The 25,626-nt window shown below is 40.1% G+C and carries 24 protein-coding genes; 7 read left to right on the top strand and 17 right to left on the bottom strand.

What is annotated here, in order from left to right; translation table 11 throughout:
- Position 1: 1 nt before the first annotated feature.
- The 3 genes from lspA to ribF all read right to left on the bottom strand — a co-directional run bounded on the left by lspA (position 2) and on the right by ribF (position 4,425).
- Positions 2 to 532: a signal peptidase II gene (lspA, locus tag AC2117_RS18630; RefSeq protein WP_005037701.1), complete on the bottom strand. Its 531-nt coding sequence runs from the start codon at positions 530 to 532 to the stop codon at positions 2 to 4.
- Complete coding sequence (ileS, locus tag AC2117_RS18625; RefSeq protein WP_133976059.1) at positions 525 to 3,362, bottom strand: isoleucine--tRNA ligase; 2,838 nt, start codon at positions 3,360 to 3,362, stop codon at positions 525 to 527. The genes lspA and ileS overlap by 8 nt, the downstream gene beginning before the upstream one ends.
- 61 nt (positions 3,363 to 3,423) lie before the next feature.
- Entirely contained in the window at positions 3,424 to 4,425 is a 1,002-nt protein-coding gene (gene ribF, locus AC2117_RS18620) for a bifunctional riboflavin kinase/FAD synthetase (RefSeq protein ID WP_003655815.1), read from the bottom strand.
- A 208-nt stretch (positions 4,426 to 4,633) separates the two neighbouring features.
- On the opposite strand from ribF, the gene AC2117_RS18615 reads away from it, so the two are divergent.
- Together AC2117_RS18615 and AC2117_RS18610 are read left to right on the top strand one after the other, a co-directional pair.
- Positions 4,634 to 5,767 (top strand): TDT family transporter, encoded by a 1,134-nt coding sequence (locus AC2117_RS18615; protein WP_133976057.1) that lies wholly within the window; start codon positions 4,634 to 4,636, stop codon positions 5,765 to 5,767.
- An 82-nt stretch (positions 5,768 to 5,849) separates the two neighbouring features.
- Complete coding sequence (locus AC2117_RS18610; RefSeq protein WP_042898338.1) at positions 5,850 to 6,416, top strand: 5'-nucleosidase; 567 nt, start codon at positions 5,850 to 5,852, stop codon at positions 6,414 to 6,416.
- Positions 6,417 to 6,451: 35 nt separating this feature from the next.
- On the opposite strand, the gene AC2117_RS18605 is transcribed toward AC2117_RS18610, so the two are convergent.
- The 12 genes from AC2117_RS18605 to ubiG form a co-directional block, all read right to left on the bottom strand.
- A complete protein-coding gene (locus tag AC2117_RS18605) occupies positions 6,452 to 7,072 on the bottom strand; it encodes a TetR family transcriptional regulator C-terminal domain-containing protein (RefSeq protein ID WP_128814554.1) in 621 nt (206 codons plus the stop codon).
- Between the two features lie 258 nt (positions 7,073 to 7,330).
- Entirely contained in the window at positions 7,331 to 8,131 is an 801-nt protein-coding gene (locus AC2117_RS18600) for an ABC transporter ATP-binding protein (protein WP_133976055.1), read from the bottom strand.
- Positions 8,132 to 8,143: 12 nt separating this feature from the next.
- Complete coding sequence (ssuC, locus tag AC2117_RS18595) at positions 8,144 to 8,941, bottom strand: aliphatic sulfonate ABC transporter permease SsuC (RefSeq protein ID WP_133976053.1); 798 nt, start codon at positions 8,939 to 8,941, stop codon at positions 8,144 to 8,146.
- A complete protein-coding gene (gene ssuD, locus AC2117_RS18590) occupies positions 8,938 to 10,113 on the bottom strand; it encodes an FMNH2-dependent alkanesulfonate monooxygenase (RefSeq protein WP_133976051.1) in 1,176 nt (391 codons plus the stop codon). The genes ssuC and ssuD overlap by 4 nt, the downstream gene beginning before the upstream one ends.
- Before the next feature lie 26 nt (positions 10,114 to 10,139).
- Positions 10,140 to 11,123, bottom strand: coding sequence for a sulfonate ABC transporter substrate-binding protein (locus AC2117_RS18585; RefSeq protein ID WP_133976050.1), 984 nt, complete (start codon positions 11,121 to 11,123; stop codon positions 10,140 to 10,142).
- A gap of 72 nt (positions 11,124 to 11,195) precedes the next feature.
- A complete protein-coding gene (locus AC2117_RS18580) occupies positions 11,196 to 12,164 on the bottom strand; it encodes a sulfonate ABC transporter substrate-binding protein (RefSeq protein ID WP_133976048.1) in 969 nt (322 codons plus the stop codon).
- Between the two features lie 332 nt (positions 12,165 to 12,496).
- Entirely contained in the window at positions 12,497 to 13,852 is a 1,356-nt protein-coding gene (argA, locus tag AC2117_RS18575) for an amino-acid N-acetyltransferase (RefSeq protein WP_133976046.1), read from the bottom strand.
- Between the two features lie 120 nt (positions 13,853 to 13,972).
- The gene (locus tag AC2117_RS18570; protein ID WP_133976044.1) at positions 13,973 to 14,302 is read right to left on the bottom strand and encodes an RcnB family protein; all 330 of its coding nucleotides are present in this window, start codon (positions 14,300 to 14,302) and stop codon (positions 13,973 to 13,975) included.
- A 215-nt stretch (positions 14,303 to 14,517) separates the two neighbouring features.
- Positions 14,518 to 14,931, bottom strand: a complete 414-nt coding sequence (locus AC2117_RS18565; RefSeq protein ID WP_197730953.1) for an RcnB family protein — start codon at positions 14,929 to 14,931, stop codon at positions 14,518 to 14,520.
- 218 nt (positions 14,932 to 15,149) lie between these two features.
- Positions 15,150 to 15,896, bottom strand: a complete 747-nt coding sequence (locus tag AC2117_RS18560) for a YciK family oxidoreductase (RefSeq protein WP_042898346.1) — start codon at positions 15,894 to 15,896, stop codon at positions 15,150 to 15,152.
- A gap of 66 nt (positions 15,897 to 15,962) precedes the next feature.
- Positions 15,963 to 16,664, bottom strand: a complete 702-nt coding sequence (locus AC2117_RS18555; protein WP_133976042.1) for an HAD family hydrolase — start codon at positions 16,662 to 16,664, stop codon at positions 15,963 to 15,965.
- On the bottom strand, positions 16,661 to 17,374 hold the full coding sequence (ubiG, locus tag AC2117_RS18550; RefSeq protein WP_133976040.1) for a bifunctional 2-polyprenyl-6-hydroxyphenol methylase/3-demethylubiquinol 3-O-methyltransferase UbiG: 714 nt from the start codon (positions 17,372 to 17,374) through the stop codon (positions 16,661 to 16,663). The genes AC2117_RS18555 and ubiG overlap by 4 nt, the downstream gene beginning before the upstream one ends.
- A gap of 180 nt (positions 17,375 to 17,554) precedes the next feature.
- Between ubiG and AC2117_RS18545 the strand changes: the two genes are divergently transcribed.
- Positions 17,555 to 18,172: a thiol:disulfide interchange protein DsbA/DsbL gene (locus AC2117_RS18545; RefSeq protein WP_133976038.1), complete on the top strand. Its 618-nt coding sequence runs from the start codon at positions 17,555 to 17,557 to the stop codon at positions 18,170 to 18,172.
- Positions 18,173 to 18,265: 93 nt separating this feature from the next.
- Here AC2117_RS18545 and AC2117_RS18540 read toward each other — a convergent pair whose 3' ends face one another.
- A complete protein-coding gene (locus AC2117_RS18540; RefSeq protein WP_133976036.1) occupies positions 18,266 to 18,907 on the bottom strand; it encodes a TetR/AcrR family transcriptional regulator in 642 nt (213 codons plus the stop codon).
- A gap of 138 nt (positions 18,908 to 19,045) precedes the next feature.
- Complete coding sequence (locus AC2117_RS18535; RefSeq protein ID WP_133976033.1) at positions 19,046 to 19,684, bottom strand: TetR family transcriptional regulator; 639 nt, start codon at positions 19,682 to 19,684, stop codon at positions 19,046 to 19,048.
- 173 nt (positions 19,685 to 19,857) lie between these two features.
- Here AC2117_RS18535 and AC2117_RS18530 point away from each other — a divergent pair, with 173 nt between their 5' ends.
- The 4 genes from AC2117_RS18530 (at position 19,858) to AC2117_RS18515 (ending at position 25,426) form a co-directional block, all read left to right on the top strand.
- Positions 19,858 to 20,883 carry a ferredoxin reductase gene (locus AC2117_RS18530; protein ID WP_133976031.1) on the top strand — a complete coding sequence of 342 codons (1,026 nt, stop codon included), beginning with the start codon at positions 19,858 to 19,860 and terminating at the stop codon, positions 20,881 to 20,883.
- Positions 20,884 to 20,916: 33 nt separating this feature from the next.
- On the top strand, positions 20,917 to 22,080 hold the full coding sequence (locus AC2117_RS18525; RefSeq protein ID WP_133976029.1) for a fatty acid desaturase family protein: 1,164 nt from the start codon (positions 20,917 to 20,919) through the stop codon (positions 22,078 to 22,080).
- Between the two features lie 174 nt (positions 22,081 to 22,254).
- Entirely contained in the window at positions 22,255 to 22,971 is a 717-nt protein-coding gene (gene rph / locus AC2117_RS18520) for a ribonuclease PH (protein WP_133976027.1), read from the top strand.
- A gap of 289 nt (positions 22,972 to 23,260) precedes the next feature.
- Complete coding sequence (locus AC2117_RS18515; RefSeq protein WP_133976025.1) at positions 23,261 to 25,426, top strand: phosphocholine-specific phospholipase C; 2,166 nt, start codon at positions 23,261 to 23,263, stop codon at positions 25,424 to 25,426.
- Positions 25,427 to 25,626: the final 200 nt, after the last annotated feature.

Raw genomic sequence — 25,626 nt, 5'->3', positions numbered from 1 at the left:
ATTATGCATCCGAATTTTGGTTACGTTGCTTCTCAAGGAAGAATGTATCGATGAGTAGCAAGATGGTACCTAGGGTAATGGCACTGTCCGCAATATTAAAAGCTGGAAAGTGATGATTTTGGTAATAGACATGAATAAAATCGACAACATAGCCTAAAGTAATGCGGTCAATTAAATTGCCTAATGCCCCACCTAAAATTAAAGCGATTGCTACAGGTAGCACCACCATTTTTTTAGGCATACGAAGCAACCAAAATACAAAAAGAACTGAAACTAAGCCTGCTAAAGATGTGAAGAAATAGCGTTGCCATCCCCCTGCATCAGATAAAAAGCTAAAAGCTGCGCCATAGTTATGTAATAGTGTCCAGTTTAAAAATGGAAGCACAGGCACTGGATCCGCATAGTTCAGATGTGTACTTGCAATCCATTTTGTCCATTGATCCAACACAATGGCAAGGACAGAAAGTCCAAGCCAAATTAGATTGTGTGGATAAAACTGGAATAAGCCTTTTTTAGCTTGTGAATTAGGCATATTTTCTCACTTCGCCACGACCAGTGACGTTCACAATACAACGACCACATAAACCAGGATGATCGGCATGTGTATTTACATCTGGAAGGACGTGCCAGCAACGTGCACATTTTTCACCTTCAGCTGCAGATATTTGTACACGTAAGCCTTCCATTTCAGTTGCTTCACCTTGTTCAGCAAATGGATGTACTACTACTTCTGAAGTAATAAGAACAAAACGGAGTTCATCAGCCAGTTGATTTAAAACTGTTTGTAATGATTCATTTGCCCAAAGTTCAACTTTGGCTGAAAGATTACTACCGACAAGTTTAGCGTTACGTGCTGCTTCAATCTGTTTATTTACTGCAGATTTTACGCTAATCAATGTTTGCCAGTCTTCTTCAGAAAGCAAGTTTGCTTTTGATGAAACTGGTAGGTCATACCATTCTGAAGTAAATACATACTTTTCAGTTTGTTCTGGAATTAATGGCCAAGCTTCTTGAGCGGTAAAGCTTAAGATTGGGCTCATCCAACGGATAAATGCTTGAACGATATGGTAAAGCGCTGTTTGTGCAGAACGACGTGCCTGAGAATCCGCTTTAGTAGTGTACTGACGATCTTTGATAATATCGAGGTAGAAACCACCTAAGTCATTAATGCAGAAGCTTGTTAACGCGCTACACACGACATGGAAGTTCATTTCTTCATAGGCAGTGATAATTGTTTTTTGTACTTCATTTGCACGTTGCAAGATGTATTGATCTAGAGCAATTAAGTCATCAACAGCTAAAGCATCTGTACTTGGTTTGAAACCATTTAAGTTCGCAAGCAAGAAACGTAATGTATTACGAATACGACGATAGCTATCACTTACACGGTTAAAGATTTCTTTAGATGCTGCGATTTCATAGCGATAGTCACTAGAAGCTACATACAAACGTAAACCATCAGCACCAAGCTGTTTGATGATTTCTTCAAGCGGAATATAGTTGCCTAAAGATTTCGACAACTTGCGGCCATTTTCATCAACCGTAAAACCATGTGTTAGCAATGCTTTATATGGTGCACGATTGTGAATTGCCATAGAAGTTAATAATGAAGATTGGAACCAGCCACGATGCTGGTCTGAACCTTCTAAATATAAATCTGCTGGGCTTTCTAATTCTTCACGTTGCTCAAGTACAGCATAATGCGTTGTACCGGAGTCGAACCATACATCGAGGGTATCGCGAATAGCATTATATTGTTCAGCATCTTCACCAATGAAGTCTTTCGCGTCACGTTTGAACCATGCTTCGATACCTTCTTCTTCGATCAGTTGAGCAACTTCTTCGATGAGTTCAGGTGTACGAGGGTGTAATTCGTTCGTATCTTTATGAACGAAGAATGGAATTGGAACACCCCAAGTACGTTGACGTGAAATACACCAGTCCGGACGGCCTTCGATCATTGATTCAATACGGTTTTTACCCCAGTTCGGTACAAACTCGATATCATTTTCAATGGCATTAAGCGCACCTTCACGTAACCCTTTTTGATCCATGCTAATGAACCATTGTGGTGTAGCACGGAAAATAATAGGAGTCTTATGGCGCCAGCAGTGTGGGTAGCTGTGTTTAATTGGTTGATGAGCCCATAAACGGCCTACAGCGCCCAAAGCTTCGATAATCTTTGGATTGGCTTTATAGATGTGCTCACCAGCGTAGATTGGAGCAGTTGGTAAATAAACACCGTTACCACCTACTGGGTTATCTACTTTAAGGTTGTATTGAAGACCTACTTTATAGTCGTCTGCACCGTGGCCAGGCGCTGTATGTACGGCACCTGTACCGCTTGTTGCGATAACGTGCTCACCTAAAATCACCGGAACTTGACGACCAGTAAGTAAAGGGTGTTGTAATGTAAGGTTTTCAAGCTTGCTACCAGTAAAGTCCGCTAAAACTACAGGTTTTTCAAGTTTATAACGTTCAATCGCTGAAGCAACGAGGTCTTTAGCAAGAATGAAGTTTTGCTTACCACGCTCAGTCGTTACTTGTACCAATTGATATTCAATTTCGGCGTGCAAAGCAACGGCTTGGTTCGCAGGTAATGTCCATGGTGTAGTGGTCCAGATCACGATATCAGTTGGATCTTGAACGTCTACATTTAAACGCGCACTTAAATCTTTTAAATCTACAACGCCAAAACCAACGTCAATTGCGTCAGATTTTTTATCTTCGTATTCAACTTCTGCTTCAGCAAGCGCAGAACCACAGTCCATACACCAGTTCACTGGCTTTAAGCCCGGCTGGATATGACCATTTTTTTGAATTAAACCTAAAGCACGAACGATATCGGCTTCTTGTTTATAGTTCATGGTGAGATAAGGATTATCCCAGTCACCTAAAATACCTAGACGTTTAAAGTCATTACGCTGTAAATCAATTTGTTTTAGTGCGTATTCACGGCAAAGTTTACGGAAAGTAGCCGCGTCAACTTTTTCGCCAACTTTACCTACTTTTTCTTCAACTTTTAGCTCGATTGGCAAACCATGACAGTCCCAGCCCGGTACATAAGGCGCATCGAAACCTGACAGAGTGCGGCTTTTTACAATAACGTCTTTGAGTACTTTGTTGACCGCATGGCCTAAGTGAATTGTACCGTTCGCATATGGAGGGCCATCATGCAAAATATATTTTTTCTTGCCAATACGCGATGCACGAATCTGCTGATAAATGTTGTCGGTATACCACTCTTCTAACCATTTCACTTCACGTACTGCCAAATTTGCTTTCATTGCAAATTGAGTATCCGGCAGGTTTAGCGTGGCTTTGTAGTCCACTGCATTCTCAGGAGTTTGCTTATCGCTCATGCAAGTTTTCATCCAGTTTAATCAGCTTGGGAGCCGACATGTTTTACAATCAAAATTCGAATTAAAAAGGAAATTGTGTCGTGTCGTTACGATATTGTCGTAACTGATGCACGTCATTATCAATTCCTGCCTTAAGTGCTTCAAGCGAAGGGTAGTTCAATTCACCATGAAGATAGTGAAGAAAAGTCACCCGCATAAATAAGCCATACAGATTAGCAGAAACATCAGGGAAATGTACTTCTAATCTCCACTCTGGATGTTCTTGCTGAATGGCTGGACGTGTACCGACATGACCCGCGCCATACAGGCTGTTTTCATGATATCCGGCAATTCCCGGTTTTTCAGGTGCGTCCTGAAGTACTTTTTGAGTTAACGAAGTTGTTTCGCAAATGACTTCAACCCCATAAATGCCATTTAAACAAGGTTTATGGCGGTTGAGGCGAACGTTAATGGTTGGAAAATCGAGAGTTCGTCCAATCTGGTCACCATATTGAACACGTCCAGTAATACTGTACGGACGGCCTAATAATTTAGCGGCTAAGGCAAGATTTCCTGCCTGAAGTACCTGACGAATACGAGTTGAACTTACACGTTCACCTTCGAGTTCAATGGTATGTAGGTTGGTGACCCCAAATCCGTAATCTTTTAAAAATTCGCTATTGCCTTGACGGTCTTTGCCGAAATGGAAATCATCACCTAAAACCAAAGCTTGTGCGTTTAATTTGTCTTTTAATAAATCGGCAAATTCAGTAGCACTCATGCTACGAAAGTGTTGATCAAATTTAGCAACCGCAATGTAATCTACTCCAAGTTCGGCTAGATATTCGACTTTTTCCCGTAATGAATTAATACGAGGAGGAGCATCGTAGCCTTGAAAGAACTCAAGAGGTTGTGGCTCAAAAATCATGACCAATGTTTTTAAGCCTTGTGCTGCAGCAATTTTTTTGAGTTGAGCAATCATCGCTTGGTGACCTAAATGGACACCATCAAAATTACCAATAGTTACCGCTGTTGGTGGTAACTGAAAATTGGGCGATAACGCATTAAGACGAAGCAGTTTCATGAACTTAAAATATGGCTATTTTTGCAAGGGCTATATATTGCCATAATCTCACAGATTCGTCTTGTTGTTGTGTTTTTACTCAGTTATTTTTCAATATGAATATTCTTTATATTTAAAATATTGATGAATTAAATAAAAATAAATCAATTTTTCTTATTAATTATTTGCTCTACTATATTTTCATCCACTCTTTGATTAGAGAATTAAGATGAAAAAACCCTTTTACCAATTAAATCAAAGCAAAGATGTTATACGACATTTTACCCCAAATTGGTTTACAGCGACTATGGGTACTGGTGTGGTAAGTATGATTTTAATTCAGCTTCCTTTTGCTCAATCATTTTTATTCATGCTAGCAACCTTATTATGGCAATTTAATATTGTCCTATTTAGTGTTTTTTCATGTCTCTATTTATTGCGGTGGTTGCTTTTCCCTCATGAAGCGAAGCAAATATTTAAGCATCCTAATATGAGCTTGTTTTTAGGTGCTATTCCGATGGGGTTAGCTACCATACTAAATGGTTTCTTAAGCTTCGGTATTGGGCTTTACGGTGAAGTTGCGGTACATATTGCTCAAGCTTTATGGTACATCGATGTCTTTGTAGCTCTAGCAATTGCATGGATTGTGCCGTTTTGTATGTTTAGTCGTCAGAACCATCAGCTACATACCATGACTGCAATCTGGCTTTTACCTGTGGTTGCCTGTGAAGTAGCAGCAAGTTCTGCGGGCATGTTAGTTGCACATTTACCAGCAGATTTGCATAGCTTTCATTTATTAATGGCTGGTTATGTACTTTGGGGAATCTCTGTTTTACCTGCGTTCGCTATTTTGACAATTCTAATGTTGCGTATGGCTTTGCATCAATTACCTGAAAAAGAACTCGCAATTTCTAGCTGGCTTTCTTTAGGCCCAATTGGAACAGGTGCGCTAGGGTTATTATTACTAGGTGAGCAGGCACAAAGAGTATTTGTAGGTGTGGGATTTTATCAATTCGCGAATGTCTTTCAAGCTTTAGGAATCGTGGGCAGTTTGGTGCTTTTAGGTTTCGGGTTATGGTGGCTCGGCCTTGCAATTTTAACTACACTTCGTCATGCCAAAACTGGTATTCCATTTAATTTAGGCTGGTGGGGCTTAACCTTTCCATTCGGTGTGTTTATTTTGGCGCTGTTTAATTTAGGTCATCAGGTTGAAATTGTATTTTTACAATATGTGGCTGTGGCATTGAGTATTTTATTATTAGTGATGTGGGGCGTGGTAATGAAGAAAACGCTAGCAGGAGCTTATAGTGGGAAACTGTTCTTTTCTCCATGCTTAATCGCCTTACAACAAAAAATGCAGTGATCATGAAAAGGTGCAAAAAGCTTTTGCACCTGATTTATACTTATTTTCTAATTTTATTTAATTCTGATATGAGCCTTTTTGCATGAACACTGATATTGCTTTAATTATGGCGCTTCCTAATGAATCTAAAGGTTTATTTGAACAAGCAGGTATTGAAGTTCATTATAGTGGAATTGGCAAGATTAATGCTGCCTTTAAAGCATTTGAGGTTATTCAAAAAACAGGTTGTAAAACTTTAATTAACTTAGGTTCAGCAGGAAGTTCTGCATTTAATCGTCATGATTTGGTCGAGGTGAAGACTTTTGTACAACGAGATATGGATGTTTCACCGTTAGGGTTTGAAGTAGGTGTAACGCCGTTAGATGATCACTTGCCAGCTGAAATTCACCTTCAATCACATTTTGTTGATTTACCAAAAGCAGTTTGTGGAACTGGTGATTCATTTGAAACGGGTCAGCCAAAAGTAGCTTGTGATGTGGTTGATATGGAAGGGTATGCCTTAGCCAAGGTCTGCCATAAATTAGGAGTTCGCCTGATTTCAGTGAAATATATTACTGATGGGGCAGATGACACTGCCCATTTGGATTGGGAAGAAAATTTATTATTAGGTGCCCAAAAACTTCTGGCCCTTTATCAAAATCATTTCTAAAAAAAGATCGGCAAGTTTGCCGATCTTTTTTGGTTTTAACGAGGCAATACGCCGTAGAGCATCAGGTGTACTGTATGCTCAATTGAGCGTTGGAACATGCTTCGGTTACGCAGTGTTTTTCCAGTGACCATTTCCATTTGAGTTGCAAAATCTGCATAGTTTTGCGTAAGGCCCCAAATATTTAAGATTAATAATTCTGGGTCGATATCTGGTGAAATCTTCCCTTCTTCTTGCCAAGTCTGGATGACTTTAGCTTTGCGCTTAAATAGTTTTTTTAATGGCCCTTTGAGTATAGGTAAAATATGTGGAGCGCCTTGAATTATTTCTAATGCAAACAATCTAGATGCTTTCGGTTGGCTACGCGACAGTTCGATTTTTTGTATTAAATAGTGAGATAAGGCTTCAGCTGGTTCTAATTCAGATTCTAAAGTTTGTAAGGGTGCCAACCATTTTTGTAAAACAGTTGTGAGCACTTCTACATATAAAGACTCTTTATTTTCGTAGTAATAGAAAATATTCGACTTATGCATTTCGGCGAGTTGGGCAATTTCATCCAGACTTGCGCCAGTGAACCCATAGACTGAAAATACGTCAAGGGCGGCAGCAAGAAGCTGATTGCGCTTTTGGGTACTCTTTTTTTGTTCCATCTGCTGCATAATTAAAAAAATAATATCCCCATTGTAAGGGAAATTGTTTGATTTGTGCACAGGTGTATTGCTTTTTTAATGAAAAAACGGCTAGTTATTTGCGTAATAGATATACTATTGTGCAAAAAATAAAGAATTTAACTAGTTTATTGTTATTCTTGGAAATATTTTTTAAATTTCGCCCTAAAAAAGAGCAATAAAATAACTACTTTATTGCTCGAAAAATGGGCATTTTTATAAATTATTAAGATAATTCCTCTCGAATGGTTATGTTGCTAAAACTGCATCGAGTACTTGTTGCTCAAGTTGGGAAAAACTAATACTTTTTTTACGAGGACGTGGCAAATTAACTTGGAAACTTTGAGCGATCTGGCCCTTATCTAATAAGATAATACGGTCAGCTAATTGCACTGCTTCACTTACATCGTGCGTGACTAAAATGGCAGTAAAGCCTTGTTCTTTCCACAAGCGCTCAATCAAGCTTTGCATCTCAAGACGAGTTAAAGCATCTAAGGCTCCCAACGGCTCATCAAGCAACAAAATACGCGGAGTATGAGATAACGCACGGGCTAGGGCTGTACGCTGACGCTGTCCACCAGAGAGTTGTGAAGGCCATTGTCCCGATTTTTCTTTTAAACCCACTTTTTCTAGTAGTTCTTCAGCTAAAGCATGTTGCGACTTTGGTAGTCCAAGTTGAACATTTTGAAGAATATTTCTCCACGGAAGTAAACGTGGATCTTGGAACATGACTCGAATATCATCGTTAGTAATGCCTTCACGCAAATGTCGGGCAGATTTGAATTTGATTTCCCCGAAACTGGCTTTTTCAAGTTGGGCAATTAAACGTAGCAACGTACTTTTGCCACAACCGCTTCGACCAACAATTGCTAAAAACTCACCAGGCTGGATGTGTAGGTCAAGATCTTCAAGAACCTTTACCTCGCCATAGAATTTATAAAGTTGCTCAATCAGAATCTCTGCGCCTAATATAGGTTCTTGTGATTCTGTTGGATTTTCAGGAATGAGCTGCACTTCATTTTGATTAATATTTAAATTCAGATTTGTCATGTCTAAGCTCCCTTATTTCTGATATCCAGAGTGCCAACGTAATAAATAGCGTTCTAAAAGCTGTGCTAAAACATCTGCCAGTTTGCCTAAGAGCGCGTAAAGAAGAATGCCTACTAGAACCACATCCGTTTGTAAAAATTCCCGCGCATTCATGGTCATATAGCCAATACCTGCTTGAGCCGAAATAGTCTCTGCAACAATGAGCAATACCCAAACCAAACCTAAAGCAAAGCGTAGACCCACTAAAATAGAAGGCATCGCACCCGGAAGAATAATTTCTTTGTAGAGTTGCCAACGTGAGAGTCCGTAGCTTTTACCCATTTCAATCAATTGAGGGTCAACTGATCGAATACCGTGGTAGGTATTGATATAAATTGGGAAAAAGACACCTACTGCGACTAAAAATAATTTGGCTGTTTCATCAATACCAAACCACAAAATTACAAGTGGAATAAGTGCTAATGCTGGGATGTTACGGATCATTTGCAAGGTCGTGTCGAGCAGGGTAGAGGCGAAACGTGAAGAGCCATTTAGTAAACCTAAGAGCAGACCTAAACCACCACCCACTAAAAGTCCAAGCAAAGCACGACCAGCACTTACCTTGACGTGATGCCATAATTCTCCACTAATGAGTAAGTGCCAAAAAGCGGAAATGACTGCCGTGGGTGCAGGCAAAATACGACTTTCTAAAAGACCAGAACTTGAAGCAATTTGCCAAACAATCAATAGAACAGTTGGGAAAATCCAAGGCAGCAAATGCTGCCCGATTTGTTTTGTTCCACGTGAAACAATACTTTCAGCTTTACTCATGCAGGCTCCTTGACGGAACCATTCTGTTTCTTCTCGTCTGGAACATAGTTGTTGGCAATAATTTCACCGAATGGACCGGTTAAATTTGGCTGAGCAAGTTTGGCACGAGTTTCGATTGGTAGTAGTGGAAATACTAACTCTGCAAAACGGATTGACTCTTCGAGATGTGGATAGCCCGAGAAAATAAAGGTATCAATGCCTAAGTCTGCATATTCCTGAATACGGGCAGCGACTGTTTCTGGATCACCTACAAGTGCGGTGCCAGCACCGCCACGAACTAAGCCAATACCTGCCCAGAGGTTTGGAGATACTTCAAGCTTATCTCGATTCCCACCGTGGAGAGCTGCCATGCGTTGCTGGCCTACGGAATCCATTTGTGCAAATTTTTTCTGTGCAGCAGCAATAGTGGCTTCATCAAGATATTGAATAAGCTCATTAGCTGCTGCCCATGCTTGTTCGTTAGTTTCGCGAACAATCACATGTAAGCGAATGCCATAAGTTAATTTACGGCCTTTCGCCTCAGCTTTGGCACGAACATGTTCGATCTTTTGTTTAACTGCTACTGGTGGCTCACCCCAAGTGAGGTAAGTATCGACTTGCTCGGCCGCAAGGTCGACAGCGACATCTGAAGAACCACCAAACCAAAGTGGTGGATAAGGTTTTTGCACAGATGGGTAAAGCAGTTTAGCGTCATCAACTTGTAAACGTTCGCCGTGAAAGGTAAATGCTTCACCTGTATGCGAACGTGTCAAAATTTCGCGCCAGATTTTTACATACTCATTTGCAGTTTGATAACGTGTTGAGTGATCTTCATATACACCATCACCGCGTAGCTCAGCCTCATCACCACCTGTGACCAGATTGAGTAGCACACGGCCATTCGACAAGCGGTCAAATGTTGCGGCCATACGCGCGGCCAAAGCTGGCGTAGTGACACCCGGACGTAACGCGACTAAAAACTTAAGATTTTGAGTTGCATCAATGAGGCTAGCCGCTGTAATCCATGGGTCTTCACATGAACGACCCGTTGGAATAAGTACACCTTCATAACCCAAATTATCTACTGCCACAGCAATTTGCTTCATATAGGCATGGTCAACCTGACGAGCGCCTTTACTTGTACCTAAATAGCGACTATCACCGTGAGTAGGAATAAACCAGAAAATTTTCATGTGCATTACCTATATGTCTATTGAAATTACTTAGCAATCCAAACAGCCTGTTTAATGCTGATTGGTTTTGGAATGATGCCTTGTTGGGTAAAAATGTCTGCGAGCTGCTGTTGCTCAGCAATAACTTTGCTGTTGAGTGGCGCTGCCGATGATGGACGTGGACGACGCTTAATGAATAAGTCACTGGTTGCAGGTTTTAATCCTGTACTTTGACCAATTGCAGTTGCGGTATCGGCTTGATGGCTTTGAACCCATTTGTCGGCCTGATTAATTTGTTTGATGAGCCCTGTAACGGCTTTCGGATGTTGTTTAACAAAATTTGGAGCTGCTAAGTAAAAAGTATAATTCGGGCTTAAACCTTTACCTGATGCGAGAATACGAGCTTGATCTTCTAATTGTGCTGAAGCGAAATAAGGATCCCAGATTGCCCATGCATCAACTGCACCTTTTTGGAATGCAGCACGAGCATCTGCAGGAGTAAGCCAAATTGGAGTAATGTCGTTCCAGTTTAGGCCTGCTTTACGTACGGCTTGTACAAGTAAGTAGTGTGAACTTGAACCTTTTTGCAGCGCGATGCGTTTGCCTTTAATGTCTTTAAGCTGTTTCAGTTGTGAATTTTTAGGAACTAAAATTGCTGATGCCAGCGGTTTAGCTGCTTCATAAGCAATGTAATATAAAGGCTTGCCAGCTGCTTGTGCGTAGACTGGTGGGGTGTCTCCAGTAACGCCTACATCAAGTGAACCCACAGCCAGAGCTTCTAAAATTTGTGGTCCAGCAGGGAACTCATTCCACGTAATTTTGGCATTTGGAAATTCTTGTTCAAATAATTTTTGCTGTTTGGCAATCGCAAAGTTAATTGAACTTTTTTGAAAGCCAATACGAAGTTCTTTCACAGTTGGGTCAATTGCCCAAGCTGGCGCAGCAATTGTTAAACCTAATACAGTTACTGTGCTAATGCGCTTAAGCAATTGTGCTAACTGATTTTTATTAAATAATGATTGGTTTTGCATATTGATATCCTTGTTCCCCTTGAGGCAAGGCACAGCATTTATATGATTATTTAAGCCGTGCCTATGCTGGGTTTATTTCAGTTTTAAAATGGCGTCTTGAATGGTGAGTTTGTGTGGAATGAGCTTTTGCGCATAAAAGGCATCAGCTACTTGTTGTTGTTCTTTCGCCACCTTGTCAGATATTGGCTGAACTCCAAAACCCATACGTGAAATGGAATTTTTGAGTACATCAAACTCAAGTGCTGTCGGTTTTTCGAGTAGCTTGGCAGCTTCATCCTGATGTGAACTCACCCATTCAGTTGTCTGGTTCAGGGTTTGCACAACCGTATTGAGAACTTTCGGATTATTTTCGGCAAATTTACGGTCAGCTAGATAGAACTGATGATTGCTTACCAAATTTTCACCTGTTGCTAAAACTCGTGCCTGAATTTGATGTTCAGCCGCGGCAAAGAACGGGTCCCAAATCACCCATGCATCTACTGCACCTTTTTCAAAGGCAGCACGGGCGTCTGATGGCGGTAAATAAACTGGTTGAATATCACTTAAGCTTAAGTTATTGGCTTCTAGAACTTTCAATAACAGGTAATGAACATTCGAACCTTTATTAAGAGCAACACGTTTGCCTTTTAAATCTTGAATAGAGTGGATAGGAGAGTCTTTTTGTACCAACAGTGCTTCTGCTTTTGGCGCAGCGGGCTGGTTTGCGACATAGACTAAATTTGGATTGGCAGCCTGAGCAAAGATAGGCGGTGCTTCACCTGCTTCACCCAGTGAAACGCTCCCTACATTTAAGCCTTCAAGCAATTGAGGGCCAGCAGGAAACTCAACCCATTTTACTTGTACACCTTGATCCTTTAATACTTTTTCTAGGTCACCACGAGCCTTTAAAATAGGAAGGATGCCATATTTTTGATAGCCAATATTTAAAGTTGTGGTGGCCTGTTCCTCTTTTTTGGCACAACCACTTAGCATCATCACACCTGCAAGGCTGGCCGCGATGACTGAATATTTTGCCCATGAAGTGGTGTTGAAAAGTGCCATGAGGTTTCGTGCTCCCCGAAAGAGAAAAAGAAAAAATAATTGGATGAGCAGATACCCTAAAGGGATTTTTATTTCAGAAAAAATAAGTATTCGGTCTTTATTTATGCAAAAAAAAGCTAAACACAATAGGCTATAAACTTATGCAAAAAAATGATTTATCTAAAAGAAATATGTTTGATGAATTATGGTTAAGTTATTGTAAATAAAATAAAAAATATTAGATATTAAAAAATAGGGGTTTAAAAAAAGTCATCCATAAATAAATAGCGTTTATGGATGTACTTTTTTAACTAAGCTTATCTGAAATAAGAATATCTTAAAAATAGTAAAGGCTAGGGAAGCAGTTTCTTAAAGACTAAAGAATTTCTTTGGTAGTTATAGAGCGCCTGACGGGCATTGGGTAGTTCATCGACACTAACTTGATGGAAACCATGTTCTAAAAACCAGTGAGCGGTACGCGTTGTTAAAACGAATAATTGACGAATACCTTGCTCTTTAGCTTTTTCTTCAAGGAATTGTAGAATTTGGCTACCACGGTTTGATTTACGATAACTTGGATGTACTGCAACGCAGGCAATTTCTGCAGAGCGAGTTTCGTTAAATTCAGTTGGAATTGGATAGAGCGCAGCACACGCTAGAATCATACCGTCGCGTTCAATAACAGCGAACTGGCTAATTTCTTGCTCCAGACGTTCACGTGAACGATAAACCAAGATACCTTCTTCTTCTAAAGGACGTAATAAATTCATTAAACCACCCACATCTTGAATATGGGCTGTGCGAACTTCTTCATAATGCGCATCGGTAATCATGGTCCCTATGCCATCTCGAGTAAATAACTCTTCGAGAAGGGCGCCATCATAGGCATAAGAAATAAGATGGACACGGTGTACACCAGATAAAGAGGCTTTTTTTGCTTGTTGTAAATGTAAAGTCAGCGTTGGACTACTGGTCTGATATTGCTGAATATAGTAATCAAGTTGATGAGGGCTTAACTCACGTAATATTTGTTCATCTTCATTAAGCAGCCCTTGTTGTTCCCCAAGAAAAATGAGTTTATCTGCTTTTAAATAAGTTGCAGTTTTAGTCGCAACTTCTTCAGCTCTTAAATTAAATACTTCACCTGTGGTGGAATAACCTGTTGGCCCCAGTAGCACAATATTATGATTATCAAGGTGTCTCTCAATCGCATCGGTATCAATAGAACGAACTTCACCTGTGAGCTGGAAATCCATTCCATCACGAATGCCATAAGGTTTAGCAGTCACAAAATTACCTGATATCACATCTATTCGAGCGCCGTACATTGGAGAGTTCGCTAAGCCCATAGAAAGCAATGCTTCAATTTCTAGGCGAATAGAGCCTACAGCACTCATGACGCAGCTTAAAGATTCACGCGTGGTAATACGGCTGTTGTCATAAAACGGGGTTTCAATTCCTTTCTCTTTAAGGTTTTGATTAATTTGCGGACGTGCACCGTGCACGAGAATTAAACGAATACCAAGAGAGTGCAATAAAGCAATATCATGAATGATATGTTCGAAATTAGGATGACGGACTGCTTCACCACCAAACATTAATACGAATGTTTTATCGCGGTGAGCATTAATGTAGGGCGCTGAGTGTCGAAACCAGTGTACATAATGCTGGGTGTTATTATGCGACTTTTCTAAAGACTTGCTTGGCATACCGATCTCGAATCAACAGCAAAAAGATATAAAGATGATTCTAAACAAAAAAGATTAAAGCCGCATGTTTTAGATAAAAAAACACCCAAATCTAAGTTTGGGTGTTTAAATTTTTTAAAATTAGTGAATCACTCGAATGATTTTATGGCTTTGTTCATTCACAAGGACATAATTTCCATTCACCTTGTACCATTTTTGGTAGCGACCCGGTTTAGTTAATTTTTGATGTTGGCGGTAGTCAATCACATAACGTGAGTGTTGATATTCACGGGGTACAACCTGACCTGCTCGCCATACATTGCGATGGTCATCTTTTTTAATCACTTTAACCGTTTTTACTTCATGTGTTTGATAATTCCCATGATGATTATGGTCATTAGGTGCCGCCATTGCTGTTGATGCAACTAAACCAGTCATTGAAAGAACAATCGCTGTTGTTAGTTTTTTCATTGTAAACCTCAAATAATAAATTAAATTTCAATAACTAAAGATTAGTGAACAATTACAGATAAATCGTGGAGGCTGCGAAGAATAAATGTGAAAACTAACTATGAAATAAGAAGAAATTAAGAAATTTTTTATTTTTAAATTAGATAAGTAATAAAAAAAGGATAAAACCATAAGGCTTTATCCTTTTTGCTCAGCGATAGCGAGGTTCTATCGCTTTAAAAACCGCGGATACTGACAATGCTGTTAGAGTCAGTGTCGACTAAAATATAGTCATTATTGATCTTATACCATTGTTGATTACGGCCAGGTTTAGGCAAGTTACTGTCTTTATAGTCAACTTTATAACCATTGCCACGATAGTGCTGTGGCATGACATAGCCAGGCTGCCAGCGATGCTGTTTAAGCCGTTCAAAACCACGCTCTTCTCGCATACGGCGTTCATCACGAACACGGTCTTCATCGTTATCACGGTCAAATTTATGCCCACGATCATTCCACTCACCACGTGGTCCTCCACCTTTAGGACCTTTGTGGCCGTGACCTCGGTCAAAAGGGGGATCAGCAAAGCTCGCCATACTTGTGGTCAGTACGGCTATGGAAAGGGTTAAGATGGTGAACAACTTTTTCATGATGCATCCTCGTTTACATCTGATGTCTCTCATGTTGAATACTCTACGCGCAAAATGCAGAGAAACTGTGAAGATCATTTAATGGTTCAATTAAAATTACGGATAGATCAAGAGTTTTTTATCAATAATAAAAAAGGCTTGTATATATCTTTTCAGGTATAGGCAAGCCAGATTTGATGATCGGCTGTAATTTTCTTTAGCTTTTCATCGTTAACTCTTTAATCCTGTGCATCGATACTTTGACCATTGAGCGCCAAGCTATCTTCACCCATTAAATAGAGGTAAGCAGGCAAGATCGACTCTGGTGTTGGTAAAGTTTTCGGATCTTCTTCTGGATAGGCTTTGGCACGCATGGCAGTACGCGTTGCACCTGGATTAATGCAGTTGAAGCGAATGTTTGGATAGGTATGCTCTGCTGCAAAAATTTTGCTGACAGCTTCAATTGCGATTTTTGATACAGAATATGCTCCCCATAAAGCACGTGCTTCACGGCCTACACCCGAGCTGGTAAATACCACAGAGGCATTTTCTGATTTTTGCAAAAGAGGTAATAAAGCTTGAGTTAACGCAAAAGGCGCACGTAAGTTAACAGCCATAACATCATCCCATACTTCAGATGGATAATGTGCCAGCTCAACGCGTTCACCTAAAATACCTGCATTATGTAAAATACCGTCTAGGCGTCCAAACTGCTTTTCGAGTGTATCGACTAAGAAGTCATAATCACGGTCAGAAGCACTCGAAAGTTGTAAGGGTAAAATCGCTGGTTGTGGGGCACCTAGACTTTCAATTTCATCATAAATAACTTCAAGTTTATTTAAAGTTCTACCATGTAGTACAACGGTTGCGCCATGTAGGGCATAAGTCAGAGCCGCAGCTCGCCCAATTCCATCGCCAGCACCAGTAATTAAAATAATTCGATCTTTGAGTAGATCCGGACGAGGTTGGTATTCTGAATATTTCATTGGTAAACCTCCTTCTTTTTATATTGATAAAACAAAGAACTGTTAAAAAGCTATAAAACTCTTATGTTAACTTATCATACGCTGATTTTCCTGTAGAGCAGGCAGCTTTTGACGTAACATATCGTGTAATTCTGTCACTGTATTTACAATCGAATCGGCTTGCCATGCTGCTAAATCATCACGGTATTCGACTGGTAAATAGCCATATGCAGCCAATATAGTATACATATTGGCATTTCGACCAGCATCAATATCACGCGGGTGGTCACCCACATAAATAATTTCATTTGCCGGAATATTTAACTGTTTAGCTGCCAAATACATCGGTTCTGGGTCTGGTTTAGTTTTACTGACATCTTCAGGACATACCAAAACTGCACAGCGCTCAGTCAGGTTTAACTTTTCTAAAAGAGCTTCACTTAAACCGCGTGGTTTATTGGTCACAATACCCCACGGGATTTGCTGTGCTTCTAACTCTTCTAAAAGAGGATACATGCCTACAAACAGCTCTGTATCAACCACAATATTATTACCGTAAAGGTCTAAAAAGTTTTGCCGATGCGCCAAGAAAATTGGATTGGTCACATCCAACTCTGGATAGACCAATTTAACCATTGCACGTGCGCCTTCAGAAACCTGAGTACGAATCAGATCTGCTTCCACCACAGGACGTTTTTCATCGCGGCACATTTGCTGAATAATACGAATGAAGTCAGCCGCTGTATCGATAAGAGTACCGTCTAAATCAAACAAAACAGCTTTCATCATGCACCTGTATTAATTGTATGAACCATATAGTTAACGTCGACATTGGGCGCTAACCAGTAATGCTTGGTAAGTGGGTTGTAATGCAGTCCAGTCATTTCTTTTAAAGTAAGGCCTGCATTACGAATGTCATGCGCCATTTCAGAAGGGCGAATAAATTTATGATAATCGTGAGTGCCTTTTGGCAACATGCGTAATACGTATTCTGCACCAATAATGGCAAATAAATAAGATTTTGGGTTACGGTTAATGGTTGAAAAGAACACATGTCCACCCGGTTTAACCAAAGCCTGACACGCTCTTACAATAGACGCTGGATCTGGAACGTGTTCCATCATTTCCATGCAAGTCACCACATCGTATTGGCCAGCTTGTTCTTGCGCTAATTCTTCTACAGGAATTTGGCGATATTCAATATTTTCAACATTGTCTTGTTGAGCATGTAAACGCCCTACAGCGAGCGGTGCTTCACCCATATCAATGCCCAGTACATCTGCCCCACGACGTGCCATGCTCTCAGCCAAAATACCGCCGCCACAGCCGACATCAAGTACTTTTTTACCAGCAAGACCGCCTACACGTTCATCGATCCAGTTTAAACGTAGTGGATTAATTTGATGAAGTGGGCGAAATTCAGAATGTTGATCCCACCATTTGGCAGCAAGTGCTTCAAATTTTGCGATTTCTTGTAAATCAACATTCAATTGCGACATGGTGCTACCTCTAAACTTGAGTTATCTTTTTGGATGTAGTTCGCCGTTAGTGTAGCGATTATTGGGAAAAAAGCGATAAACCCAATAAAAAACTTCACAGAAGCAAAACGAATTTAGCATATTTGTTTTATATTTAGGGCATAAGCTAATGCATAACAACTTAGAGGAAAAGCTGTAACAATGAAAAATTTGGTTTTGGGTGGTTTGACAGCAGCAATTATGGCCGTATCGGGTAGTGCAATGGCAGCAGATTTTGTTGCTGGTAAAGACTACACCGTGATTGCCAATCCAGGCAAAGTGGAAGTTCCGGGGAAAATTGAGGTTCGAGAATTCTTTTGGTATGGATGCCCACACTGTTTTAAACTTGAACCGCATATGCAAACGTGGTTAAAACAGATTCCTAAAGATGTACGTTTTGTACGTACACCAGCTGCAATGAATAAAATGTGGGAACAAGGGGCGCGTACATATTATACATCTGAGGCACTAGGTGTACGTAAGCGCACGCATTTACCATTGTTCCATGCGATTATGGTGAACGGGCAGCAAATTTTTGACCAGGCTTCTGCTGCGAAGTTCTTCACTCGTTATGGCGTGCCTGAACAGAAATTTAATAGCACTTACAACTCATTTGCTGTGACTGCAAAAGTTGCCGAGTCAAATAAACTTGCTCAGCAGTACCAATTAACAGGCGTACCTGCTGTAGTGGTAAATGGTAAATATGTTGTGCAGGGTGAAGATGGTAAAGTCACTCAAGTTCTTAATTATTTAATTGAGAAAGAACGTAAAGCCAAATAAGTTGTTTAGGCTTTACTTCAAAAATGGGCTTCATTTGAAGCCCATTTTTATATTTAATTTATCGTTAATTATCACAAAATATTTCAATTAATTTTACTGGTTTTCATCATCAATTTGAAAATTTAAAACATCAAAATTAGCGGTTTGTGTAGGTAGGGATAAAGCTTGGTTAATATATAGATTAATGAGTTTTTGGCGAGAACCAATCGAGCGTTGATAGTAAGTAGAATTTAAAAGCAGTGATGCGCCATAAGTCAGTGACCAGATATAAGACAAATAGTCACGAATCGACATATCATAATTTAATGATTTTAAATAATTTTCAGTAATATCCTTAATAGCTAAAATACGCTGTTGGCGGATTTCATAAAGTTCTTCGAAAAGATGCTTCAACTTAGACTCTGTCATCGTCAGACTTTCTTCAAGTTGATGCAATAGAATTGTTTTTCCAGGTGTGAGCAAATGATGAAGCATGTAATGAGGAGCATATTCTTTGAAATCAGTATTATATTTTTTAGAAATTTCTAAAATTTGCTTTTCATTTTGAATAATTAGCTCAAGTAGAAGCTCATTTTTGCTTCTAAAATGCTTATAAAGGGTGCCTTTAGCAATATCTAGCTCGGCCACTAACTCATCTAGAGTAATTTCCTGATTGTTTTCTAGTAACAACTTTTCTGCCACGCTTAGGATTTTTTCTTTGCGCATCAAAAACTGTGTATGACGATCAAGATTCATAGGTATTCCTACACCAGTTTGGCCTAACTAATAATTTACTTCCTGTAAAAAAGAAAAAGACTTTTCTCGAAATTTTTAGCCTTTTTCTTTCTCTCTTTACGTATTACCACATAACCTGTTTTTTGTCATTTGCCGCTTCTACCGTTCCCAGTTTGCAATCCCTCTAAAGAGTAAGCGAACTTGTGTAGAGGCATTTTCGATAAAGGCGGTTTGTTGCTGTTTGAGCTGCTCGTCTTGATATTGTTTAGATAGATTGAGCCACGTCATTGCCCATGTAAATGACATGTTGGTCAAAATTGTAGATAAGACATTTAAGTCTTTAGGCTGTTGAATATGTTTGAAATTTTCGAGTTTCGTAAGATCGGTTGTTAAATCTTCAATCAGAAATTCGATTTCTCGTGCAATTGCTGCACGAACTGTTTCTGAACCTCCCCAACGTTCGGAAATCATAAATTGCCACTGCTTAGGGCTATGATTTACCGCCTGAACAAATAGCTCAATGCTGGTCTGAGTTTTCGTAGATTTATGTTGTAAATAACTTTGGCCCAATTGATGTAAAACACTTTTTAAGTGTAGTGCGACTTGATCAACCAGTTCTTTACCAAGTTCATCCATGTCTTGAAAATGACGATAGAACGCTGTCGGTACTAAACCAACTTCACGTGCAACTTCACGCAAACTGATACTACTGAACGAACGCCCAGACGTGCTCAGATGCAAGGCTGCATCGAGAAGTGCCTGACGACTTTGCTGTTTTCGTTCATCCCGTATCGACATTAAAAGAGCCTATTTAAACTGTGAGCCAGAGTCTAACAAAAAAGAGCAAACTTTCATAAAAAAAATAGTGAACAAGTGTTGACTGAGTGAACAGTTATAAATATAGTGTACATATGTTCACTATACGAACATGTGTTCACTCAAATAAATAGCCAGATACAAAAGAGGAACGTATGAACGCAACACTTAATTATCAGCCACATTGGGTTCGAGAAGATTTCGTTGATTTTGTTTTGCAGAAAATTAACGTGACTTGGGCTTGGAAACGAGTACTTGCCAAAGTTACCGCAGTTCAGTCTCTTCATACCGATATGGTGCTCATTAAGCTTAAACCGAATCGTAATTTCGAATTCGAACAGGTACGTGCTGGGCAAAGTATTTTATTAACTCTACTTATAGATGGAGTTTACCAACAGCGTAGTTATTCAATTATTGAAGTGACGAGTGAAGGCGAGATCTCTTTAGGCATTAAAGTACAGGGCTTAGTGTCTAGTGCAGCTCAGCTGTTACATGTTGGTGAGAGTGTTACAATTTCACAGCCACAAGGTGAATTCACACTACATTCAGGTCAACAGCCAGCTATTTTAATTGCTTCAGGCAGTGGAATTACTGCGATTTATTCATTATTGCAGCAAGCGTTGAAACAGCAGCTTGAACAGATTCACGTGATTTATTTCAACCGTGCTGAAGTTTTCCATGCTGAATTAAAAGCTTTGGCAGAGCAGTATCCACAGCTTAAATATCATTTTTTTAATACCACTGCACAAAAGCAGCATTTAACTGAAGACCTATTGCAAAAGTTGGTTCCTGATTACGCGCAGACTGCAACGTACGTGTGTGGACACCACGGCATGATGCGTCAGGCACAAGATATTTATAAGCAACATGATGTGTTGGAAAACTTCCATCAAGAGTTTTTCATGCCTGTTCAAATCGAACAATCTAATGAAGCACAACCAATCATATTCCGTCGTTCGCAACAAAACTTTCTTGCCACGACAACGTTATTAAGCAGTGCAGAGCAAGCTGGTTTACGTCCACAGCATGGTTGCCGTATGGGTGTATGCAACCAATGTACGTGTACTAAGGTCAGTGGTATCACCCAGAATATCTTAACAGGTGAAATTGACGATCAACCCAATCGTGCAATTAAGTTATGTGTGAACCAAGCCCTTAGCCCAGTCACGATTGATCTATAAAAACAAACATAAAAGAGATTTGAGGATACCCTTATGAATATGGCAGCGGAACTTAAAGCAGCATCGAAATCGGCACATTTAACCCCAGAGCAAACAGAAGCTTTTGGTAGACGTATTGAAGAAATTCGTCTTGAAGTGATGAAAGATCTCGGGGAAGAAGATTCAAAATATATTTACAAAGTACGTAATTTTGTACGCTATACCGAAATTGCATCACGTGGCATGTTGATGTTTGGTGGTTGGATTCCACCAGTATGGTTGTTGGGTACGGCTATGCTAGGCATATCTAAAATCGTTGAAAACATGGAACTCGGTCATAATGTGATGCATGGTCAGTTTGACTGGTTAAATGATCCGGCACTTAACGGTGCAACCTATGACTGGGATACGGTGTGTACGGGTGAAGACTGGAAATATACCCATAACTATAAGCATCATACCTATACCAATGTGTTTGGCATGGATCATGATATTAGCGGTTATGGTGTGATGCGCATGAGCCGTGAGCAAAAGTGGGAACCTCGTTTTTTATTCAACGTGCCAATGGGTTTTGTATTGTCAACGGGTTTTGAATGGCTATTAGCTTTGCAACGTCTAGAGATGGAAAAAGTGTTATTTGATGGCACCAAAACTTGGAAAGAAGTGTATGTAGAATCTAAAAATCTACGTAAAAAAATGCTACGTCAGTTTGGTAAAGATTATGTGCTGTTCCCACTCATTGCAGGACCAATGTTCTTGCCAGTATTGGCTGGTAACTTTTTTGCTAACTTGATCCGTAACTACTGGGCATCGACCGTGATTTATTGTGGTCATTTCACAGAAGACTCTGAAATTATCACTGACAATATTGATAATGAAACCAAAGCAGAGTGGTACTTGCGTCAGATTCGTGGTTCAGCAAACTTTACTGGCGGTAAAATCATGCATTTCTTGAGTGGTAACTTGAGTCATCAAATTGAACATCACTTGTTTCCTGATGTACCTGCCAACCGCTATCAAGAGATGGCACCTAAAGTACGTGAAGTCTGTGCAGAGTTTGGTCAACAGTACAATACCGCGCCCTTTGGATCTCAGATTGTGAGTGTGTATAAACGTCTGGCTGTTCACTCTTTGCCTGATAATATGGTTGATCGTTTGGTGGCGACCAAGCGGACTTTTGTTGAGGCGGTGAAGGGCATGTTTGGCAAAGCTGCTTAATAAAAATAGATCATTATTTAAGACATTCCAAATAGCTCCTTTTAAGGGGCTATTTTTATTTTTGAGTCATTAAAAGTGCAGACTTACATTTGAAAGTAGGGAATAAACTCAACCTGTCAAAATCCTTTGCTATACTATGCCCAGATTTGTATTTAAGAGAAGTTAGGAAGGATTATGCGTATTGACCAACGTGAATTAGACCAGTTACGTGAAGTAAAAATCACACGTAACTATACCCGTTACGCAGAAGGTTCAGTTCTGGTTGAGTTTGGTCACACCAAAGTCCTTTGTACTGCAAGTATCGATAATTCGGTTCCACGGTTTTTAAAAGGAAAAGGACAGGGCTGGGTCACTGCTGAATATGGCATGTTACCGCGCTCAACACACTCACGTTGTGACCGTGAAGCAGCGCGTGGTAAACAGTCGGGTCGGACACAGGAAATCCAGCGCCTGATTGGTCGTAGCTTACGTGCTATGGTCGATTTGAAAAAGCTTGGCGAAAACACGATTACCATCGACTGTGATGTGATTCAGGCAGATGGTGGTACACGTACGGCAGCAATTACTGGTGCGGCTGTAGCATTGGTTGATGCTATGAATATTTTGTTATCTCAAAAGAAAATTAAGCATGATCCGCTTAAAGGATTAGTTGCTGCAATTTCTGTGGGTATGTATCAAGACGAAGTATTACTTGATCTTTGTTATGAAGAAGATTCGAACTGTCAAACTGACTTAAACGTAGTAATGACACAAACTGGCGAATTTATTGAAATTCAAGGTACAGCTGAAGATAAACCATTTACTCGTGCACAAAGCAATGACATGTTAGAAATGGCAGAAAAGGGAATTGCCGAGCTAGTTAAAAAGCAACAAGAAGCTTTAGGCTGGTAATTTTAAACTTTCTAAAAAACGCATCTTCGGGTGCGTTTTTTTATGCCTTCATCAAATCGACATAAAAACATCACTTGCCTGTCACTTTTAGGCTTTATTAGTAGTTCGCATTTAAACCGTTTGGAAAAAACCAATGCGAAAACTTTCACTTCTACTAATTACCTCTTTAGCACTTATGCTCAGTGCTTGTAACGATGATAACGACTCAGACAATTCATCGCCATCAACACCGCCGACCAGTAATTGCAAAATGCACTGTGCACCATAATAAGAACTTAGGATAGAACTAATGAATCGTCGCGAATTTCTTTTAAATTCTACAAAAACTATGTTTGGAACAGCTGCTTTAGCGAGTTTTCCGCTGAGTATCCAAAAAGCGCTGGCAATTGATGCCAAAGTTGAAAGTGGAACTATTCAAGATGTTAAACACATCGTGATTCTGACTCAGGAAAACCGTTCTTTCGATAATTATTTCGGAACACTAAAAGGGGTGCGTGGTTTTGGAGACCGCTTTACCATTCCAATGACCGAAGGCCGAAAGGTTTGGGAACAATATGATGCTAAGAAAAATAAAATATTGCCTTACCATTTGGATAGCCGCTTAGGAAATGCACAGCGCGTTTCAGGTACGCCTCATTCATGGTCGGATGGTCAAGCCGCTTGGGATAATGGGCGAATGAGCGATTGGGTGGCGCATAAAAAGCCGCAATCGATGGGGTACTACAAAAAGCAGGAAGTGGAATATCAGTTTGCATTAGCTAACGCGTTTACGATTTGTGATGCTTACCACTGTGCGATGCATGCCGGTACCAATCCAAACCGTAAATTTATCTGGACTGGAACCAATGGTCCTACAGGTGCAGGTGTTGCCAGTGTCGTAAATGAGTTTGATGGTATTGGTCCTTCAAATGAGGGTTATGAATGGACGACTTATCCTGAGCGCTTACAACAGGCTGGTGTTAGCTGGAAAATCTATCAAAATATGCCTGATAACTTTACCGACAATCCTCTAGCAGGTTTCAAACAGTACCGCCGTGCTAATGAGCAGTCAGGGCAACCTGTAAGTAATGATGCTCTCGTTTGTCCTGCATACGATGAAAAGATTGATGCAACACAGCCACTTTATAAGGGTATTGCCAATACCATGCCGGATGGTGGTTTTTTAGGAACTTTTAAAACAGATATCGCTCAAGGTAAATTACCGCAAGTCAGTTGGTTAGTCGCTCCTGCGACCTACAGTGAACATCCAGGACCATCTAGTCCTGTACAGGGTGCTTGGTATATTCAGGAAGTATTAAATGCTTTAACTGAAAACCCTCAAGTTTGGAGTCAGACGGTTTTATTAGTGAACTTTGATGAGAATGATGGTTTCTTTGACCATATTCCTTCACCAAGTGCACCATCTAAAGATGAAAAAGGTGTAGTTCAGGGGAAAACGACTTTAAGTGATCAACAAGTGTCTTATGAGTACTTTACTCATCCAGCAGTCGCTACAGCAAAATCTCAACCCGCAACAGATGGACGTGTTTATGGACCGGGTGTACGCGTTCCAATGTATGTGATTTCACCGTGGAGCCGTGGTGGCTGGGTAAACTCTCAAGTCTTTGACCATACTTCTATTTTACAGTTCTTAGAAAAACGTTTTGGTGTGCAAGAGCCGAATATCAGCCCATATCGCCGTGCCGTGTGTGGCGATTTAACTACAGCTTTTGATTTTAAAACTCCGAACCTTTTGCCTGTAAATGAGTTAGTAGGTAAGAAAACAAAAGCAGAAGCCGATGCTATTCGTGTTGCTCAAGCTTTATTGCCACAAGTTCCGGTTCCAAGCCAGCAACAATTTGCACAGCAGGAAATGGGCATTAGACCTTCACGTGCTTTGCCTTATATTTTGCATACCAGTGCTAAAGTTGATGCAGCACAAAAGACAGTAAAGCTGATGTTTTCAAATACAGGTAAACAGGCAGCGGTTTTCCATGTGTATAACCGATTAGATCTTACAGCGATTCCACGCCGTTATATGGTTGAAGCGGGTAAACAGCTTGATGATGTGTGGAATGCTACAAATGGGCAGTACGATTTGTGGGTACTCGGTCCAAATGGTTCCCATCGTGCTTTTAAAGGTAATTTAAGCCAAGCTAACCAGACTCAAGCATTGCCGGAAATTAGAGTGTGTGTGGAAGAATGTGACGCGAATTTGTATTTAAAAGTGCGTCATGATGGTAATAAGTCAGTCAAGCTGACAGTCAAAGCAAATGCTTATCTTGCAAATAAGACATGGACCATAGAAACAGATCATTCTGAAAAAGAACTGGTTTGGGATATGTCTGAATTTGGTGGTTGGTACGACTTCACTGTGACATTAGCTGATGATACTACTTTTAGCCGTCGCTTTGCTGGCCGTATTGAAACCCAAGAAGATTCAATTTCTGATCCATATATGGGTTATTTAGTGTAATGGATGAGTGATTAAGCTGAAGTTTTGGGTTAATAATTTATTTTAAATTAGCTAGCACGACGGAGTCTTATCATTTATTCATCCAGTGGAAGTAGCTAATTCGTTACTTTGGTTTTGCCCAAAGTAACCAAATGCATTTGTCATCTACAAAACCTGTTCTCTTTCTGCATATATCTGATTTATTGCAAAAACAATATATT

This window comes from Acinetobacter calcoaceticus, assembly GCF_900520355.1.
Taxonomy (GTDB): Bacteria; Pseudomonadota; Gammaproteobacteria; order Pseudomonadales; family Moraxellaceae; genus Acinetobacter; species Acinetobacter calcoaceticus_C.
The sequence above is the reverse complement of the archived record's forward strand: the minus strand, read 5'-3'. Positions and strand labels throughout refer to the sequence as shown.